A 19,171-nucleotide genomic window follows, 5' to 3' on the forward strand; every position below is an offset into this window, starting at 1 on the left:
TAAAAAAACCACATCGGGTGATGTGGCAAAAGATGTAACGCAATAAACACTAAAACAATCGGTATAACAGAGGATATATATTAAGAATAAAAAGCAATTATTAAAATAAACTTAACAAAATTATCATAATTAAAGATTTTCTAAAAAAATTGATAAACCTTGAGGTGCTCTGCCTTCCAAGCGACTGCTGGTTGTTACACGCACTAAATTACTCCAAGTAATATTGCAGCAATGTCTGGACAGTTTCTCAATCAGTGAAACATCCTCATGACATGGAATCGACTCAAAACCACCCACTTGCATATAAGCAGCAGCACTAAAACTTAAATTTGCACCATGAATATGATGATGATCCATACAATCTTGATAATGTGACAAATACTTTTTTTGTTTTTGAGCCGATAAATGACTCAAATCATCTAAAGTGACAATACCGCAAATTGCATCGGTAGGTTGATGCCGAATTTGACAACTTAACCAGTCTGAACTAACTATAGTGTCGGCATCTGTACAGGCAATCCAGCTTGCTCCATTTTGAATAAGTTGGCGAATACCCAAATCCCGAGCCTTGCCAACGCATTTATAATCACATTCAATCCAATTTACTGCGTAACGCTGTACAACTAAACGCGACATATCTGTACAGCTATCTAGTACAACCATGACCTCGATTTGTTCATGTGGAACTCTTTCGATTGCAACCTGAATCGAATGTAAACAGGCAGACAAATATTGCTCTTCGTTATGCGCTGGAACTACCACACCTATTTTCATCGTAATTGTTCTCGCTGAGCTATGGATGATGTGCTAACCGTCCAAACATCAACCATAAAATCTGGATCGTTTAGGCTTAAATAGTGATGAAATGGAAAATATTGCTGAAAGCTTTGGTGAACTTGCTGGGCATTCAATTCAAAATCTTGAATATCGTGTCGCCAATGGCAACACAAAATTTCCCCTTCTGGCTTTAGTGCATGCTTTAATTTTTTAATAAACTCATCTAACTCATCACATGTGAGGTAATACGCCACTTCACTAATCACGATCAGGTCAAATTTTTGTTCGTACAACTCTTCAGGGATTTTTCTATTTTCTACAGTTACATGTTCAAATGATTGTAAGCGCTGAGTCGCTAAATGAACGGCGTGTTCAGACACATCAATACATAAAAGATGAGCCGCACGTTTTGCCAAATGAACACTTAAATGCCCATTTGAACAGCCAATTTCCAAAACATTTTGATAGTGTGGTCGTGTTAATAATGCAAGACAGATTTGTCTTTTACGGGCTTCATACCAGTGATAATCATAGCCCCACGGATCATTATTAGTACGATACAACTCCTCAAAATACATACGAGAATGAGTCACTCAGATATACCTCATAAGGCATTAAAAGCCGGCTAATTGTACTTGAAGATAAAACGGCGGAATTTCCTGTGCTTTCATCGGCTTCAATTTGGGTTTTAAATTGCATAAGTGCTTGATGTTTTTTAATTAACTGATTTTCCGTTAGGGCATAAGCTTTTGCTTTAGACCAATCAATCCGTGAGTCTAAAGGCTCTGCCCAATGCCATGCCCAAATCAATACATGTAGACAGAGTAACTGATGAGCTTTTGCAAAGGCCTGTACCGTTTTTCCGACGGCTTCGTGGTCGGGATGACCATCAAATTCATAGCTACAAACTAAAATATCTTCGGGCTGAACGATTCTGCTGAGCGCTTGATTCAACTGATGAGTCTGCAAATGAATCTGACCATCCATAAGATTTAAAGCTATTCGTTCAGAATGATCTGACACACCTAGACTGTCCAAAGCAGCTAAAGTTTCTTTTGGTCGTAAATCGTTTAATTGGTCGGGGCTGTATTTTGTTGAGTGCGGATGGCTTTGCGTGCCATTACTGACCGCCACAATAATAATGTGGCAGTTTTCTTTGACTAGCTGTTGCATTAAACCACCACAACCCAGCACTTCGTCATCAGGATGCGGCGCAACAATCACCACTCTTTTAGATTGAAATAACTGTAAATTCAGCCCATCTAAAGGCTGCTTTTTAAATGCCTCTAGCCATCTGAACTTCGATGTACCCTCGCCTGAAATCACGCGGTCCTCGACCAAGGGATGCTTTACAGTTCCCATAAGCTTTTCTCCGACAAACAGAGTTCTGCAATAGACTCATAGTCAAAAGCTGCATGGCTCTGTCGAATAAAGACGGGCAAATCAGCAATGAGCTGAGAAAATATAGCTTCTTCACAATAAGGCTTTGCGCCTAAAGCTTTGCCAACGAGTTGAATAACACTCTGGCAGCATTGTTCTGTTTGGGCACGTAATATACCGATTTCACGCTCATGGCTGAGCATAGGCTCGTCATCTATAAGCTTGGCAATATATTGAAAATACTGTTTGGTTACAGAAAGCTGTTGAGCTAGCTCTCCTAAATACATTTTTTTAAATGCGTTTGGATTAAGTTTGCAGCTTTCATGTAGAAAGCCAACTAAGCGTACCGTCGCACCATACCAACAAGCCGCGACACCAGCGGCACCATGCCAGAAACCTGGGCGCTCTAAATAGCAATTTGGGTCACCTATCGAAATCACAGGTGTATTGTCAAAACTGACTTGTGCAGTTTGGGTTCCTTGCATGCCAACTGCTTGCCAGTGGCTGAGGTCAACCTGAACCGAAGGATCAGCTAATTCAACAATACAAAGCTGTGCTTGGCCTTGCTTGTCCTTATAGCTCATTAAGGCTTTTTGAATAAACTCAGCACCTGAGCACCACGTTTTTATACCACTACACTGATTATGCTGTACTTGCAAAGGTGCAGGCCCACCCTCTGCGGCCCATACGGCCCAAGTCTGATCGTCTATTTCAGCTTGATAACCCAGTTCATTTAAAATACTTAAAGCATCACAATGCGACTCAAATAATTTAGCAAGACTTAAGTCGTACCCTGCAATTTGAGCAAACATTTGCCACCGCTGATAGGTTTGACCTGATGCGGGATAGGGTAAATTTTTAGCCAAATCTACCAATTTGTAGAGTAAATCTTGGCGTAGCTGACTTTTGTTTTCAGCATGAGTATCTTCAAACTCATTCAACATACTCAAGATTTTCATATTTATAGATATTTTAATATTCATTACAAATAATTATTCAAAAGTATTCACTTAAACATATCGAAATAATTCTGTTTATTTAAAGATAAAAAATGTAATAAAAAGATATTTTATACAATCTTTATTAAATGAATATTTCTTTTTATTTCATTGTTATTTAAATATATTGCTTAAGTGAAATTATAAAATAATCATGTAAGGTTTATTAAAAAACAAAGATTTCTCCGATTTTATCCAGTAATTTAGTTTCTACAGTTTTTCTATTTCCAAAGAAGAGGTCAAAAATGAATACTTTAAATATTAATGATATTAAAAAACATGCCGACGTTATTGCTTCTTGTGGCACAAAAGTAGGAACTGTCGATCACCTTGAAGGTGAAAACCAGTTAAAACTTACTCGTGATGAAAACGATCAACACCACCTTATTCCAACATCTTGGATTGGTGAGGTAAAAGATGATCAAGTGATTTTAAATAAAAATTCACAAGAAGTTAAAGAAAACTGGCAAGCGATTTAAGTCTTTGGCAGAGTTATTTTATAACTCTGCCGCCTATTTAAAATATAAATAGCAACTAAAATAAAAATATCAGACTTAAAAAATAAAAAGCTCCTTTTTCATTAAGGAGCTTTTTATTTATATCATTAAAATTTTATTTAATATTTTTATGAATTACTCTGATTTATAGCAACCGAACGGGTTTCTTTACGCTTTCGGGTCACTACCAATCCGCAAACCACCACAGCCAAAGTCACACCTAAAGATAAAGTTGTTTCATAACTATATGCAGGTGATAAGAACATATAAGCGAGCACACTTAAAATAATGATAATCACAAACCAAGTCAGCCATGGAAATAACCACATTTTAAATGGAATTTCCGCTCCAGCTGCTTCTAGCTTATGTCTTAAACGCAATTGTGAGAACGCAATAACCAAGTACACCAGCAACGCAATTGACCCTGTACTTGAGAGCAATAAGCTAAATACTTTTCCTGGAAATACATAGTTAATAACACAGCACACTAAACCAATAAATGTTGAGGAAAACACCGCAATTGCTGGTACACCCGCATAATTCACTTTAGTAACTGCCTGCGGCGCTTCATTGCGTGTTCCTAAGCGGAATAACATACGAGAAGACGTATAAATTGCGGCATTCATACAGCTTGCCACGGCGATAAACACAACCGTATCAATAATAAGTTTAGTACCCGGTACGTTTAAGCTCATTAAAACGTATTGGAATGTCCCGTACTTCTGTAAGTCTGATGAACGCCAATCGACAAGTGAAACGGCAATAAACATTGAGACCACAAAGAAAAGAATAATACGGTACAGCACCAAATTGGTGGCACGTCTAATTTTCTGTTTAGGGTTGGATGACTCTGCCGCGGCAATCGAGACAATTTCTACCCCAAAAAATGAAAATGCCGTAATTAAAATGGCAGATAAAATACCTCCCATACCGTGCGGCATAAAACCAGCGTTGTTATATAAATTAGCAACGCCACTAACATTTTTAGCTAAAGGCCAAACACCTGAAATTGCCAAAATACCAATAATAATGAAGCCAATAATGGCAACGACTTTGACTAATGAAAACCAGAACTCAAATTCGCCAAAACTTTTGGTACTAAAAAAGTTGGCTAAGCTTAAGAACACAATAAAGCAAAATGCATAAATAGAAACTGAAACGCCCGGAAACCACGAATGTAAAATTTCAGCACCTGCAATGGCTTCTACCGGAATCGCAAGCACCCAAAACCACCAATATAACCAACCAATCGTAAACCCTGCCCACGGGCCAATTGCTTTACGGGCATAGGTAGAAAATGAACCAGTGTCTGGCTCTAAAACGGCCATTTCACCTAACATGCGCATTACCAGAAATACCATAATGCTGGTAATCAAGTATGCAAGAATGACCGCAGGGCCTGCTTTGGCAATTGCCGAAGATGAACCAACAAATAAACCTGCGCCAATAACACCGCCAATACTAATCATTGTGATATGGCGATTTGAAAGTCCTTCGCCTAATTTTTTTGTTGTATCATTATTCATATTTCATTCCTTAAAAATATATCCATAAAAACAATCTATTACATGTCAAAATCCTACAGTTATGAAAAAAGGGAAAACTGCTGTTTTCCCGGATAGTAAAAATTAATTTAAAGTTGGCATTGAGAACTGTTTTGCTTCACGGACTTGAGTCGATGGCCAACGTTGTGTAATGGTTTTACGGCGTGTGTAGAAACGGACACCATCTGGACCATACGCATGTAAATCACCAAACAACGAACGTTTCCAGCCACCAAAGCTGTGGTAAGCCACAGGTACTGGTAAAGGTACATTAATACCCACCATACCCACTTGAATGTGACTGCTAAAATAGCGCGCTGCCTCACCGTCACGGGTATAGATACAAGTACCGTTGCCATATTCGTGGTCATTAATCAGCTGCATCGCTTCTTGCATGCTATTCACACGCATAACTTGCAACACAGGACCAAAAATCTCTTGCTGGTAACTGGTCATGTTTGGTGTGACTTGGTCAATTAAAGTTGGCCCAACAAAGAAACCTTTTTCATAGCCTGCAGGTTTTGCATCACGACCATCGACCACAATTTTTGCGCCTTGCTGCTCTGCACTCTGTATATAAGCCTGCACTTTGTCTTTATGTGCTTGGGTAATCAGTGGCCCAAAGTCATTGCTTGCATCTGCATAGTTGCCAAACTTCAATTTTTTCATTTCTTGAGTCAGCTTATCAATTACGACATCGGCAACTTCATCGCCAATAGCAACCGCAACCGAAAGTGCCATACAGCGCTCGCCCGAAGAACCAAAAGCAGCACCTAACAATGAAGTCACCACGTTATCAATATCGGCATCCGGCATAATAATCGCGTGGTTTTTTGCACCGCCTAATGCTTGGCAACGTTTACCTGTTGAAGTCGCTGTACGGTAAATATATTCAGCAATTGGGGTCGAACCTACAAAGCTGACTGCCTGAATACGTGGATGATTTAATAAGGCATCTACCGCCTCTTTGTCACCATTTACCACGTTAAATACGCCGTCAGGTAAACCTGCTTGTTTTAATAATTCTGCAAGGTATAAAACCACTGAAGGCGCTTTTTCAGAAGGTTTTAAAATAAAGCAGTTACCGCAAACCAGTGCCATTGGAAACATCCATAAAGCGACCATAGCTGGGAAGTTAAACGGTGTAATACCAGCGACAACACCTAACGGCTGGAACTCGCTCCATGAATCGATATCTGGACCGACATTTTTTGAAAACTCCCCTTTTAAAAGCTCTGGTGCGCCGCAAGCATATTCAACATTTTCAATACCGCGTTGTAATTCACCTTGAGCATCATGAGAAATCTTACCGTGTTCTTGCCCAATCAAAGCGCAAATCTTTTCGGCATTTTGTTCTAATAATTGTTTGAAGTTGAACATGACACGTGCACGTTTAATAACTGGTGTATCACGCCATGCAGGAAATGCTTGTTCGGCTACCTGAACTGCTTCATTTACCGTTTGAGCATCTGCAATTTCGACTTCTTTACTAATTTCACCCGTCGCAGGATTGTAAACTGGCTGTTTTCTTGCCGTTTTAGATACAATTCTTCCTTGAATGAAATGCCCTAGCACTTTTTTGGCTTGTTCACTATGCGTACTATTTTCAGTTGAAACTTCTTCATAGCTAAAATCTTCTAGGCCATTTGTCATTGTTGTTACTCCTTACTACAATTAATTTTCAGATCAAACTGTATTTTCATTTAGTTTTTTTAAGAGCATCTATTACCGTTATAGATGCCCATGAAATGTCTCTAAGCCTTATTTCACTTGATAAAGCGCATCGCCCACAGCATTCATTAAGCGATCAATATCTGCTTCCGTGCTGTTAAACATTGGACCGAACTGAAGTGTGTCGCCTCCAAAACGGACATAGAAACCTTCTTTCCAGAGTTTCATACCAAGTTCAAAGCCTCGAATGGTGGCATCGCCATCACGCGGAGCTAACTGCAAAGCACCAATCAAGCCACAGTTGCGAATATCTAAAATGTGCGGTGCGCCTTTTAAACCATGCAGCATTTTTTCAAAACTTGGTGCCAACGCCGCCGATTGAGCTAACAGGTTTTTCTTCTCTAAAACTTCAAGCGCAGCTAAAGCGGCAGCACAAGCGACCGGATGTGCCGAATAGGTATAGCCGTGGGTAAATTCAATGGCATGTTCTGGTAAGTCTTGCTGCATAAACGCAGAGTAAATTTCATGGCTTGCCACCACACCACCTAAAGGAATGGCACCATTGGTGACTTGTTTCGCAAAGTTCAAAATATCTGGTGTGACCCCAAAATATTCGGCCCCCGTCCATGTTCCTAAACGGCCGAAACCTGTAATCACCTCATCAAAAATTAACAAGATGTCATGCTGATCACAGATCTCTCTTAAACGCTGTAAATAACCCGTTGGTGGCACAATACAACCTGCCGAACCGGAAATAGGCTCTACAATGACGGCTGCAATATTTGAAGCATCGTGTAGCTCAATTAACTTAAGCATTTCATTGGCAAGCTCTACCCCACCTGTTTCTGCACAGTCTTTGGTAAAAGTTAAATTTGGCTGCAAGGTATGCGGTAAATGGTCTACATCCATAAGCTGCCCAAACATTTTACGGTTGCCGCCAATCCCACCTAGGCTTGTCCCCGCAACATTTACCCCATGATAGCCACGGGCACGACCAATCAATTTAGTCTTGCTTGGTTTACCTTTAATGCGCCAATATGCACGTGCCATTTTGATAGACGTATCTGCCGACTCTGAACCTGAGTTGGTAAAGAAAACGTGTTGTAGTTTTTCAGGCATATGCTGAACAATTTTATCTGCCAGCTTAAAAGACAACGGATGACCGAACTGAAAAGCTGGTGAGTAATCGAGCTGACCTAACTGAGCACTTACCGCTTGTTGAATTTCAGGCAAGGTATGGCCTGCACCACACGTCCATAAGCCTGAAAGTGAATCGAATATTTCACGGCCCGAATCATCAATTAGGTATGACCCTTTTGCGCCGACAATCATGCGCGGGTCTTTAGCAAAGTTTCGATTTGCAGAGAAAGGCATCCAGTGTGCCTGATAATTTATATGCATATTATTATTAGGTTGAACAGCATCCAAAGTATGCTCTGAGTCGCTAAATTTATCCGTATCAAACATAACCATTCCTGTTTATTTTCAAATTATGGTTTGAGTGTACATAGCGACATAAGTTTGATAAATTCAAATTATCTTGAGTTTAGATTTAAAAAAACAAAACTAAATGAAACCTAAAAAATTAAATCAAGTCACTGATTTTGATATAAAACTTCTCAAAATATTTAAAACGGTTTGCGACTGTCACAGCTTTACATCTGCCGAAAGTATTTTAGGTATTAGCCGCTCTGCAATTAGTTTGCATATGAGTGATTTAGAAAATCGTCTGGGGATTCGACTATGTCAGCGAGGCCGTGCTGGATTTGCCCTCACCGATGAAGGACGGGAAATTTTAGAATATATTGAAGTACTCACAGCAGCGATTGAAGACTTCCGCTCTAAAGTCAACCAAATGCATAACCGCCTCAAGGGTGAGTTTAATATCGGGATTATTAACAACCTTGTGACTATGCCTAAAGGCTATATCACCAACACCTTGACTCAACTTGCCGAAGAGCATGCCGAAGTTATTATTAATATTAGTATGAGTACTTTGTCAGATATTGAGTGCCGTGTGCTCGATAACCGTTTGCATGCAGGCGTTATTCCCCTTGTGATGCCTTTGTCTGGTTTAGACTATTTCGATTTATATAGTGAAAGTTCATTTTTATATTGCGGCAAAAACCATCCTTTATTTAACCAATGTAGTAGCATCAATTTAAATGAATTAAAAAGATGGCAAGCCATTCTTCCTAATTATGCGATTACCTCAGAAGCCGCAAAGCTACATCAGCTTTTAGACTGTAAAGCGACAGCAAGTGACCGTGAAGGGATTGCCTTTCTGATTTTAACTGGCAAATTTTTAGGTTTTTTACCCGACCATTATGCAAAAAAATGGGTTGAAGACGGTGTGATGCAACCTGTTTTAAAAGACAAAATGCACTACACTACCCCTATATGCTTAATTACTCATAAGGGTAAGAACCACAATAATATTTTAAAAACATTTGTAGATATGCTTGAGAAAAGAATCAGCAGTAGTTAAAAATATTTATATATAGATGTAAGAATATAGATAATATATAAATAACAAGTCCTTTTATTTAAAAAAACTTAATAATAGAAATTTACAAAATTTAAGCTTCATAGTGGCTTTTTAGATAAAAATGACTATCGAGTATATTTAAATATATTTAATATTTAATAAATATCACTTAACGATCTGTTTTTAATAAATAAAAAATATATAATCACGCCCGCAAAGTAAACATAAATACTTAAGGTTTATTCATGAAAAAAATTTCAACTTTAGCAGTTTCTATTTCATTTATTATGTTAACGGGGTGCGGTGGAGGCAGTTCAAGCTCTAATAATACTGAAAATGTATCATCGCAAGCTCAAGGACAATCTAGTCAAAATGTAAATAGTCTAAAGTGTGATAGAGGTATTCTCTTAAACTCTAGCCTTTCAACCAATACAATTTTTGATGAAACGCTATATTCTTTAAATTATAGATTTAAGGAAATTTCTTCAGGAAATCCTCCAACTTCAATTCCACAACTTTATGCATATGAAATTAAAAGAAATGATCAAATGTTATATGCTTATCCAAAAGCACTTTACAATATAACTGCTGATGAAATTGAAAGTAGTTTGGCTGAAGATATAGTCCAAAGTTACGACCTTAACTCTTTTGGTCTTTTCACTAAAAAGACTTATCAAAAGCAAAATAATGGTTGGCCTTTAGGTTATGTCGTTGCTTCGCAAGGCTCACAAATTACCACTGCTCAATTTAATGATAGTTGTAGTTTAAATTCATATAATATTAGTTACGACTACGAAAAAATTGATGTTTCGGGTAAAAAAATATCTGACATTTTCCCATCAAATATTTTAACAAGTCGACCAGAAAATATAGACTACTTATATATGAGTGATCGATTAACTCTAATACTTAAAAATAATCAAACGGCTTTTACAAACTTATTAAATAGTAATGAAACCTTCCCAAGTGGTTCTTTTATTTATGTACCGAAGTCTGTTATTTATAACAATACAGAATTTTATTTCTCTGACAACAATAGCACTGAGTTCAAAACTGTAGCTGAATGGCAACAAGCCCTTTATCCAAAGGCCAAATATAAATTTGATACTGTTGCTGGCTACAATGTGACTTACTCTGTAGACAGTGCAGGAAACCAAATTTATTCTGGCGGAAAAGACCCAGCCGTTGAAATGAATGGCAAAATTTATGATGCCGAATGGCAAGTTAAAGGTAATGTCACATCTGAGACATACGGTGAACCAGCAACTATGTGGACCACTAACTATGAACCAAAAGGAGAGTTTGCTTTATACAATAAAGCGAGTTATGACTTTCTTGTTGGCCAAATCCAATCTTACTATAAGTAAAATTTAAAACCTGTATATCCCAAAGTACCTTGCCCATGTACTTTGGGATATTTATCTAAACCACACCAAGCTTTAGTAAAAAGTAATCCAGTACCTTCTCTGTTTCAGCCACATTGCAGTTATCTAACAATTGAATAATCGTGCCTTCAATCACATATAAAAAGAGTCTGGCCTCATTAAATGTTGCATCGGTTTTTAACTGTCTGAGATGGCTATAAATTTCATTGATAAGCCACATTCTATATCTCACTGCGGTCTGAAAAGCGTTTGGATAGCTAATTTTTGTTTCAAAAATGGCGTTAAATAATATGTAATATGGCCCTTCTATATCGCTATGTAAAAAGTACAGCTTCTTAAGTTTATCTAGTGTACTTGTAGCGTGGTCATATTCGACCATTTCAATCACTTGTTCTTGAAGACGTTCTTTTTGCACGATTAAACAGATTTCAATGAAGCGCTCTTTAGAGTGAAAATAGTTATAAAACGTCATTTTTGTTACTTCGGTTTCCCTCACAATTTTGTCGACACCAACAGTGTGGAATCCACCGTGATGGAAAAGATGAATCCCTTTTTTTACAACATTTAAAGCACGTGGTGGGAATGTTAAATTTGGCATAGTTTTACCGTTATAAAATAAATTTTTGTTGTATATAAATGAGTTAAAAAAATCTGTGCCCTTTCTGGGAGAAAAAAAGGCACAGCAAAACCCATGAAGACTGTGCTTGGCACATCTCGAGTTTTATAGTTGCTAAGTTTTGGTCGTGATGATTTAAAGCTTGATAAACCTAATGGCGATCAAACTTGTTAACAAACTAAGTTGTGTTGTTATAGCTTTTGGCAAAGGCTGCCAAGAAATAATGGATGTGCAAAGCCGACTCCTTTTTATTGGGAGTTCTGCCAGACATTAAAATTATGGTGGCAGAACGAAGGGGGTTCGCAGACTGGCTTCAAGACCCAGCACACCCGAAGGTGTCCCCCTCCGTTCCACCATAGAGGGGGCGCGAGGGTATACACACTAAAAGAAGAATCTTTTAATGCTCTTGAAGTACGGTCTGCGACAACCGACTGGCAATGTAGGCCAGCACGCAAAGAATAATAGTCACTCTATTTATCGTCAAGCACAAAAAGTGACAACTGTTTTAAAATAAATCAGACAAAGTATTTGATAAATCAGTGGGTTTTAAGATGAACTACAAAATCTACAGGTAAAATCAGACATTGTTATTTCTATTGGTTTTTTAAAATAATTGAGTTCAGCAATAAACAGATAGAGCTAATTTATGCAGTACCTAATTAAAATGAATATGAAAAATAAGCCTCTTACTCGTAGTTGGCTTGAGGCTTGGTAAATTCATTTCAATAGCACCTGTTTAAAGATGCTACACAAAATAATTAATGGTTCTTTTTAGAGAATTTGTGACCTTTAGGAAGTGGAGCATCACATGGTTGATCCGTCTTTACATCGACCATTTTCACTGGCCCATCATTGTAGACCGTTACTTTACAGCCTTTTACAACATATTCCTGTTCAATACCACCGTACATTTCATCCTCAGAAACAGGAGCTACAGAAGTTACACCATAACAAGCTCCATCAGCACCACATTCAACATCTACTCCACTAACATCAGCTCCACCCGCTTCTGCCACTTCTGCTCCAGCAGCTTCCATTGCATCAACCTCTTCAACCTGTGTCTTTGCTGCATATGTATTTGAAAGACTCATCATCAGAAAAACTGCAAGAAAGAACTTACTACTGCGATTTATTGAATTCATGTTTTATCCATATCTATTGATTTGAAATTGGTGCATTCTCGGAAGGGATGAAAATTAATTAGTGATAGTAGAATTTCTACTTCAATTTATTTAAAAGCCTTCCTATATCAACCTTATGTTTATTATATACATCTTTCTTTATTTCATATTGAAATATTCTATTCAGATGATAACTCAATAGAGTTAAATCTTCATTATTTTTATCAGTTACAATTTCTTCCAAAATTTTCATAAACTCTGACAACGGTGAAATCTTCAAAAATACTAAATATGGCCTTTCTGATGAAAATGGTAACTTATGTAAATAATAATTCATTAATATTTTTCTTTCCTTTTTTCCCCATGAAAAATGAGGGATTAACTGGAATGCCAAATAATAATCCTCACTATTTAAAGGATAGTTATTCAACAACCAAAAGCATCTTTCCTCATTAGTATATTTTTTTAAATTTTTGATAATATTCTTTAATTCATCAACCATTTAACCTCCCATAAAACACAAATTTTTATAGATCTTACCTACTATCTCAAACTTTTAAATTGTACAAGTCAAATGCTTATGTATCAATACAGGAAAACTCGACTTCCTCCGTCGCTCTCATTTAGTCCGTGACTTTATAAACACTCAATGGTATAGAAATTTTATATTTCCCGATTAAAGATAAGAATTCAGCATTTAAAACCTCAAAATTACATTGCTCATCTTCTGAAATATATACCTCCATAAATAAACTAAAACCATCAGCTCCATTTTTTATAAAATTTTCAATATTTTTAGAAATGAACTCATAAAATATAGACTCATATTCTTCATCATAATATTCATTAGAAAAATCTTTATTAGAGTTAAACTGAATATAATTGGGGTATTCTTCATCAAAAGCAAAATAAATCTTATCACTAGATATATTTTTTAAAGCTTGAATAGCATCCAAAAAGTCTCCAGACACATTAAAAGTCAACCTAATATACATTATAAAAATTTCTCCAAAATAATTCTGACTGGAAACCCTCATTGCTACCACAATTGTTTAATATGCGTCCGCTAAGAATAATTTTCCTTTATACAATATTTTTATCAAAATCACAAAATATCAATTCAGATGTTTTATATAAATCCAATAACTTTCCCTGATCTAACTTTTTTTTATCAACAACAATATTACTCAAACCTTTAAAATAATCAATAAATTCAGCAGGTAATCTAACTCTATATTTTCTGACCCAATTAATTATAATTGCATCCCAAACATATACACCATCAGAATAAATGATATTTGGTAAAATATCTTGGTGATTATAAGGATCTTCTATTGGACTTACAAATTCTAATAAAACCAATCCAGACTCAAAATATTTTACAATTTCATCAGCATTATTTTCTGAAAGAAAGTATTTATTATCCTCAATAGTAGGTTTATCTAAAGGACGATTGCTATCAAAAACTTCTCTATACAATAATAATGTTTTTAAATTATTCATAATTACTTCTCATTACTTTATCTTCATCGGAAAGATAAAAATAACCCTATTTTTCCATTTTAATAATAAAATCAAAACCTTAAAAAATATAAAAGAACCATTAATTCACAATAACTCTTTTATAAAATAAAATCGAAAATTTCTACACTTATTTTCCTAAATAATTTTATCATTAATAGTCCACAAATTCCTAATCAGCTAAATTATCCCGATCTTTACTATATTAAATAAATTTTTCAAATTCATTTGATAAATATACTTCCTTCCCACCCAATAGTCCATTATCATTATAAATAAAACTTCCCTCTATTTTTGATAAAATATAAGCCAGCTTCACCATGATACTTAATGTTTCAGAATCTCTTCTTTTTGCGCTTATATCATATAAATATTTAAACAAAACTTCTCCAGAATCTTTACTAATTTCAAAATTCAAACTATTAAAACAACTTAAATCCTGTTTTGTTGTTTCAACATTTAAAATATCAATCCAAACTCTAGCTTTCAAAGAGTCAACAAACAATAAGTCATCTTCAATATTTAGAGTTAATCCACTTATTTTATTATCAGATATAAAATTAGAAATTTTCTCTAAAACTTCAATGGGCGGTTTATTAACCTTACATGGAACCGAAAAAGAAATCATATTATTAAACCAATTACTAGAAATATCTTAACAATTTTCTAATTACACCACCAGATGGACCCACACTAACCAATGATGCTTTCACTGTATAATCTTAAATACTCTTTGTATTTACCATTAATCAATACTTGCTAGTCTAGTATCATATCGACTATCTCGTACAACATAGGGCTCTACAATATCTTCCCATACTTGAAGAGCCATATTCTGCCATTTAGCCATATCTGTTATATAATCTCTTTTACCCCAATCCTCTATTTTCATATGCTTAACATATTGTCTAATCAATTTAATAGATAAATTAAAGTGAACTCTGTCCAATTCTTCAAAAGTATAGAATTTTAAATACTTACCCTCTTCCGATTTTATGCTTTCATGTAATTGTGGATAGCTTGGCAAAAAAACTTCATCCAATAAATCACCAAATGCATCCCAATATGTACTAGCAATAGATTCAGAAAGACTTTTTCCTCCCTCAGATTTGCTATGATCAAAACCAACAAATATCATTCTACTCATTATTTACGTCACTATAATATTTTTCTGATTAAGATTTTAGAATTCTATAAATATATTTAAAATAACTCTCTATTTAAATTGATACATAATTTATCTAGGCCTGATCACTTATCTTTTAGCTAAAAATCAAAAAAAGAATGCAAACTCTCATTCCTAAGAATTTGCATAAGTACATGTCTAAATTGTGAACCAATGACATTTATCTAAAAAGTACTAGTAAAATATTTAAGCAATAAACTTTATAACGTAGTCACAGATTGTAACTGCTACACTACCACCCTCTACTAGGTTACCTCCTTAAAATATAGAATATGATATATACAAGAATATTGACAATGTCATTATTATGAATAAGGCTCGCATACTAATATCAAAATCATTAGAATTTATATTTACTGAAAGAAATCCAACTGGTGATCCATTATATATTGCAACAATAAATGCAAAATAGGATAAAACTAAGGCAAAAAACTCCTCACCAAATATAAAATTATTAAAAACAATTAGATGCCCAACAATTAAAATACCAATACATGTACAAATTATAACGATTATCTTTCTATATTTTCCCATTACATAATTTAATAAAATATTTTTTATCATTTCGTACATCCTATTTATGATGTAGTTTTTCTTATATATACATCACATACCACAGAACCAGCTGATACACATCCTGAATTATGTAGCTGGTTGGCATTAGCTTTTTCATCTCTGCGATCAGCCAGTGAGTCAATATATTCTCTACCGTATTCTGCCCAATCACACCTGCTAACTGTGCATTCGATGCCTAATCTCCAACTGTGCCAATCACATTTGTCACATAAGGTATAGCGCATTGGCAGCAATTGAATATCTATTTGGCCTTCTAGTGCATTAGCACTACCTACTACAATTAATCACTCATCGTCTTTTTTACTACTCCACCCTAATTTATCTCCAAAATAATTTAGATTATGTTTTACAAACCCAATAAATGCTCCAACTATTAAATATTTTACAAAATCAAAACCATATTCAACTAACAAATCAATAAAAATATAACCCTTTTGATATATCACTCCATATATATATATATATATAGAAACAAATAAAACTAACAATAAATAAAAAGCCAAAGAATAAACCAGTGTTAATAAAAGTCCATCTTTTAAATATTTAAACATATCACTTTTTCTCCTTCATTTTTTCTTCTAGCTTATCAGATGCAACCCCTACAGCAGTTGAACTGAAAGCTGGTGTTAGAACTTCTTTTACAACAGAATTACTCGTAGGAAGTTTTTTATTAATCACCTTTTCCATTGCCGTACTTACTATAGTGGTTGCTGTCGCTTTGACTCCTGCACTCTCCATACTTTCATTATTTAAATATGCTTTTGCTCCTTCTGAATAAACATTAGCAGCGATATTAAACCCTAGTCCTTTACCTTGTGTTATAGCTCCAACACCAAAAGCAATAGCGGTATTTCTCCAATCATAAGGATTGTTATTAGCAGATTGTACTATGACGTCAGAACCTGCCCCAATTACCGCGCCTCCTAATGATGCAATTCCAATAGATTCAGGAGCAAATGCTACAGCAGGCAGCCCCATTGAAAGATAGATATAGTATTTTACAGGATCTTATCCTGCTGGTACTTTCCCCTTTGTATATTCCGATAATAATTTCTGAGTTTCTTTCTGGCTTAAATTCTTATCTTTAGCGAATTTTGTAAGAGATTCTGCTCCACTTGCCCAATCGGAATTAACAATTGCTGGAAAACCCATTTCATTATTCTCCACCGCATTCTGAGCAACCTGCCCACTCTGTACGGTAGAACCAATATCACCCGTCGTTGCCCCAACTGCACTACCCGCTAAACCTACAATAGAACTAATTGTAGATTTCTGATCTGCTGTGAGGTCTTTGGCAGCTTTTCCATACAGGAATTTGGATAATATTGGTGCCGCTGCCTCTGCTCCTCCTGCTGAAAGTCCCGCAGTCAACGCATCATTTCCACCAGCCGCCGCAACTGCTGCGCCAAGGACTGTATGAGCTAAAATATGGGCCGCTTCTTGACCACTCGTGAGTTGACCATTTGCATTATTACTCGCTTGTTCTTTGAAGTATTGACCGATCTTATAACTTGCCGCTGGACTTAAGGTTGCGGTCGCTATACCTAGACCTGAGCTTGTCGGAGCTGACAAACCTGTTGATATACTGTCTAGTAATACGCCTAGTCTTTGATAATTTTCAACTTTGTCATTATAAGCCTTCAATTGGTCTTGCTCTTGTTTGCTTAAGTCTAGACCTTGTTTTTGCTTGTCTATAATAGATTGATTTTCTTTTTTCGCATCATCAAGCTTCTTATTAATCTCAGCTTTTGCTTCCTGACGGTTGGCATCAAAATTCTTAGTCACATCCATCTGCAAATTAATTTCACTTTGAACTCTATCTTTATCAAAGTTGTTTTTCAGTGCTCCACTATTCTCACGTGCGGTATCTGTAGTTACAGACGTTAATATCTCAGATTTGATCTGTCCGGCAGTTACCCTACTTATCTTACTTTTATTTAATTCACTTCGCTTTCTGTGCGGCTCAATACAACCGCACTGACACTCAGGAGAATATTTACATTGCCCTTATTATTTGTAATTGCTGTAAATTTTCTTCGAAAAGTAGACTATCATCAAAAAGTTCATTATTTGCCCAGTAACGCTTATCATCAAAAATTTCTGTGATATACATTCTCAAATTATCCCTCGCCACTTCACTTTTAGATGTGCTAAATAAATTTAAAAAAAAGGTTAAATATTCATTGCTATTTTGAGTATTATAAAATTCTACACAATTAGAAAATAAAGATGTAAAGCTCCTAGATTCAAGTACTACTAACATATATTCAACGAGTTTGAAGAAACAATTGGATGGAATTAACTTATTAGTTTCACAACTTGAATAATAATAACTCAAATGTAAGTCAATATCGTTATCTACACTATAACTTTCATAATCAAGATCAAATCTATGAGCATATAATTTCCTATTAAATTCCCTAAAAGCTTCTGGGTTAAGATCTTCAAACTCCCAAGGCATAACAAACTGCAAATCTAAATCACCTATCAACATTTCATCTATTTGACTTAAATACATAATTATTTACCATTCGATATGTTTTTGTTTTTACATGCCTTACTAAAAAATTATTTCGTTCCTTCTATCAGTTTACGATCTTGCTAAAACTTTTTCATTTGCATGTTAATTGCATATAGTTAAATCAAATAAGCTACCAATTTTCCTGCAAGCATTTTACCCATTTTTTAGCTGCACCGGCTCCAAAAACCGTTTCCTCTTTACACCAAGCAAATAAAAAATCTTCACCAACAATATAGAAATTAAAATTATATGTATTTTCAAAAATTCTTGACAAATCATCAAAATTTTTAAAATTAAATATTTTTTTACAGTAATAAAAATCAAAAAAAATATATAAATCTTGTTTTTTTGGATTACAAAACTCAAAAAGCCGTTCCATTTGAGAAGCTCCCATAGGTAAATGTGCACCCTCTGTCTCTTTTTTTAATTCCTGCCATAGTTCATAATTATTTAAAGTAGGCGGTTTCCTAAAATATTTTTCAAAAATTTGAACATAAAAATTCTCACTTTTACTAATATCTAGCTCTCTATAAAAAATGTTTAATTCCTCAGCTACCTCAAAAAAATCTTCAATAAAAAAATCTTCACCTTTTAACATAGATAAATCACTCTTTAAAAATTGTTTATCGAACTTTTTCTTTAGATCGATTAGAGAAATATCACCTAACAAAATATGCCCCACTACACTTTTCTCACCTTTTCCTGGAATCTGCAACCTACATGTTGCACCTTTTATATCATTATAGGTTTGATAACCCTGGGCACCTGTTGCAACAGCTTGTAGTGATTGAGTATCTCCCTTCAATTTCAAAGCCATTAGTGTTTTTTAGAGTCCAGTCATTACTGAATAATCAAGCTAAATACAACTACTCATATAAATCTCTAAAGCA

Annotated in this window: 21 protein-coding genes and 1 pseudogene; 3 read left to right on the top strand and 19 right to left on the bottom strand. The window is 35.3% G+C overall.

The features are described from left to right. Positions 1-129: 129 nt before the first annotated feature. Genes ACLCEG_RS06525 through ACLCEG_RS06540 form a run of 4 tightly spaced genes read right to left on the bottom strand, consistent with a single transcriptional unit; the run spans position 130 to position 3,101 of the window. The gene (locus ACLCEG_RS06525) at positions 130-774 is read right to left on the bottom strand and encodes a glycosyltransferase (protein ID WP_410566723.1); all 645 of its coding nucleotides are present in this window, start codon (positions 772-774) and stop codon (positions 130-132) included. Continuing rightward, positions 771-1,370 carry a class I SAM-dependent methyltransferase gene (locus ACLCEG_RS06530; protein ID WP_086497440.1) on the bottom strand — a complete coding sequence of 200 codons (600 nt, stop codon included), beginning with the start codon at positions 1,368-1,370 and terminating at the stop codon, positions 771-773. The genes ACLCEG_RS06525 and ACLCEG_RS06530 overlap by 4 nt, the downstream gene beginning before the upstream one ends. After that, on the bottom strand, positions 1,345-2,139 hold the full coding sequence (locus ACLCEG_RS06535) for a PIG-L deacetylase family protein (RefSeq protein ID WP_410566724.1): 795 nt from the start codon (positions 2,137-2,139) through the stop codon (positions 1,345-1,347). The genes ACLCEG_RS06530 and ACLCEG_RS06535 overlap by 26 nt, the downstream gene beginning before the upstream one ends. Continuing rightward, entirely contained in the window at positions 2,127-3,101 is a 975-nt protein-coding gene (locus ACLCEG_RS06540) for an acyl-CoA dehydrogenase (protein ID WP_410566725.1), read from the bottom strand. Before ACLCEG_RS06540 ends, ACLCEG_RS06535 begins: the two co-directional genes overlap by 13 nt. Before the next feature lie 299 nt (positions 3,102-3,400). Between ACLCEG_RS06540 and ACLCEG_RS06545 the strand changes: the two genes are divergently transcribed. After that, positions 3,401-3,634, top strand: coding sequence for a DUF2171 domain-containing protein (locus ACLCEG_RS06545; RefSeq protein WP_049066400.1), 234 nt, complete (start codon positions 3,401-3,403; stop codon positions 3,632-3,634). A 146-nt stretch (positions 3,635-3,780) separates the two neighbouring features. Here ACLCEG_RS06545 and ACLCEG_RS06550 read toward each other — a convergent pair whose 3' ends face one another. The 3 genes from ACLCEG_RS06550 to ACLCEG_RS06560 all read right to left on the bottom strand — a co-directional run bounded on the left by ACLCEG_RS06550 (position 3,781) and on the right by ACLCEG_RS06560 (position 8,340). Then, on the bottom strand, positions 3,781-5,178 hold the full coding sequence (locus ACLCEG_RS06550) for an amino acid permease (protein ID WP_410566727.1): 1,398 nt from the start codon (positions 5,176-5,178) through the stop codon (positions 3,781-3,783). A gap of 102 nt (positions 5,179-5,280) precedes the next feature. Further along, positions 5,281-6,849, bottom strand: coding sequence for a CoA-acylating methylmalonate-semialdehyde dehydrogenase (locus ACLCEG_RS06555; RefSeq protein WP_240061474.1), 1,569 nt, complete (start codon positions 6,847-6,849; stop codon positions 5,281-5,283). A 108-nt stretch (positions 6,850-6,957) separates the two neighbouring features. Continuing rightward, entirely contained in the window at positions 6,958-8,340 is a 1,383-nt protein-coding gene (locus ACLCEG_RS06560; RefSeq protein WP_410566730.1) for an aspartate aminotransferase family protein, read from the bottom strand. Positions 8,341-8,437: 97 nt separating this feature from the next. On the opposite strand from ACLCEG_RS06560, the gene ACLCEG_RS06565 reads away from it, so the two are divergent. After that, positions 8,438-9,355, top strand: coding sequence for a LysR family transcriptional regulator (locus ACLCEG_RS06565; protein ID WP_191017042.1), 918 nt, complete (start codon positions 8,438-8,440; stop codon positions 9,353-9,355). Between the two features lie 245 nt (positions 9,356-9,600). Continuing rightward, positions 9,601-10,722, top strand: coding sequence for a hypothetical protein (locus tag ACLCEG_RS06570; RefSeq protein ID WP_151762359.1), 1,122 nt, complete (start codon positions 9,601-9,603; stop codon positions 10,720-10,722). A gap of 55 nt (positions 10,723-10,777) precedes the next feature. On the opposite strand, the gene ACLCEG_RS06575 is transcribed toward ACLCEG_RS06570, so the two are convergent. The 12 genes and pseudogenes from ACLCEG_RS06575 to ACLCEG_RS06630 all read right to left on the bottom strand — a co-directional run bounded on the left by ACLCEG_RS06575 (position 10,778) and on the right by ACLCEG_RS06630 (position 19,098). Then, positions 10,778-11,338 carry a TetR/AcrR family transcriptional regulator gene (locus tag ACLCEG_RS06575; RefSeq protein WP_410566732.1) on the bottom strand — a complete coding sequence of 187 codons (561 nt, stop codon included), beginning with the start codon at positions 11,336-11,338 and terminating at the stop codon, positions 10,778-10,780. 776 nt (positions 11,339-12,114) lie between these two features. Next, positions 12,115-12,498 (bottom strand): hypothetical protein, encoded by a 384-nt coding sequence (locus tag ACLCEG_RS06580; RefSeq protein WP_410566734.1) that lies wholly within the window; start codon positions 12,496-12,498, stop codon positions 12,115-12,117. A gap of 76 nt (positions 12,499-12,574) precedes the next feature. Beyond that, positions 12,575-12,979 carry a hypothetical protein gene (locus tag ACLCEG_RS06585; RefSeq protein ID WP_410566736.1) on the bottom strand — a complete coding sequence of 135 codons (405 nt, stop codon included), beginning with the start codon at positions 12,977-12,979 and terminating at the stop codon, positions 12,575-12,577. A gap of 121 nt (positions 12,980-13,100) precedes the next feature. Next, positions 13,101-13,433: a hypothetical protein gene (locus ACLCEG_RS06590; protein WP_410566738.1), complete on the bottom strand. Its 333-nt coding sequence runs from the start codon at positions 13,431-13,433 to the stop codon at positions 13,101-13,103. A 127-nt stretch (positions 13,434-13,560) separates the two neighbouring features. Continuing rightward, entirely contained in the window at positions 13,561-13,980 is a 420-nt protein-coding gene (locus ACLCEG_RS06595; protein WP_410566740.1) for a hypothetical protein, read from the bottom strand. A gap of 223 nt (positions 13,981-14,203) precedes the next feature. Continuing rightward, positions 14,204-14,626, bottom strand: coding sequence for a hypothetical protein (locus ACLCEG_RS06600; RefSeq protein ID WP_410566742.1), 423 nt, complete (start codon positions 14,624-14,626; stop codon positions 14,204-14,206). Positions 14,627-14,743: 117 nt separating this feature from the next. Next, a complete protein-coding gene (locus ACLCEG_RS06605) occupies positions 14,744-15,136 on the bottom strand; it encodes a hypothetical protein (RefSeq protein ID WP_002049260.1) in 393 nt (130 codons plus the stop codon). Between the two features lie 908 nt (positions 15,137-16,044). Beyond that, entirely contained in the window at positions 16,045-16,311 is a 267-nt protein-coding gene (locus ACLCEG_RS06610; RefSeq protein WP_100290705.1) for a hypothetical protein, read from the bottom strand. Between the two features lies 1 nt (position 16,312). Next, positions 16,313-16,738 (bottom strand): hypothetical protein, encoded by a 426-nt coding sequence (locus ACLCEG_RS06615; RefSeq protein WP_410566744.1) that lies wholly within the window; start codon positions 16,736-16,738, stop codon positions 16,313-16,315. Positions 16,739-16,906: 168 nt separating this feature from the next. Continuing rightward, positions 16,907-17,677: pseudogene (locus ACLCEG_RS06620) on the bottom strand (VENN motif pre-toxin domain-containing protein); the annotation flags it as partial. Positions 17,678-17,756: 79 nt separating this feature from the next. Further along, entirely contained in the window at positions 17,757-18,278 is a 522-nt protein-coding gene (locus tag ACLCEG_RS06625) for a hypothetical protein (RefSeq protein WP_410566746.1), read from the bottom strand. Between the two features lie 133 nt (positions 18,279-18,411). After that, positions 18,412-19,098: a hypothetical protein gene (locus ACLCEG_RS06630; protein WP_191107691.1), complete on the bottom strand. Its 687-nt coding sequence runs from the start codon at positions 19,096-19,098 to the stop codon at positions 18,412-18,414. Positions 19,099-19,171: the final 73 nt, after the last annotated feature.

This window comes from Acinetobacter sp. H1(2024) (genome assembly GCF_046557555.1).
GTDB lineage: Bacteria > Pseudomonadota > Gammaproteobacteria > Pseudomonadales > Moraxellaceae > Acinetobacter > Acinetobacter seifertii.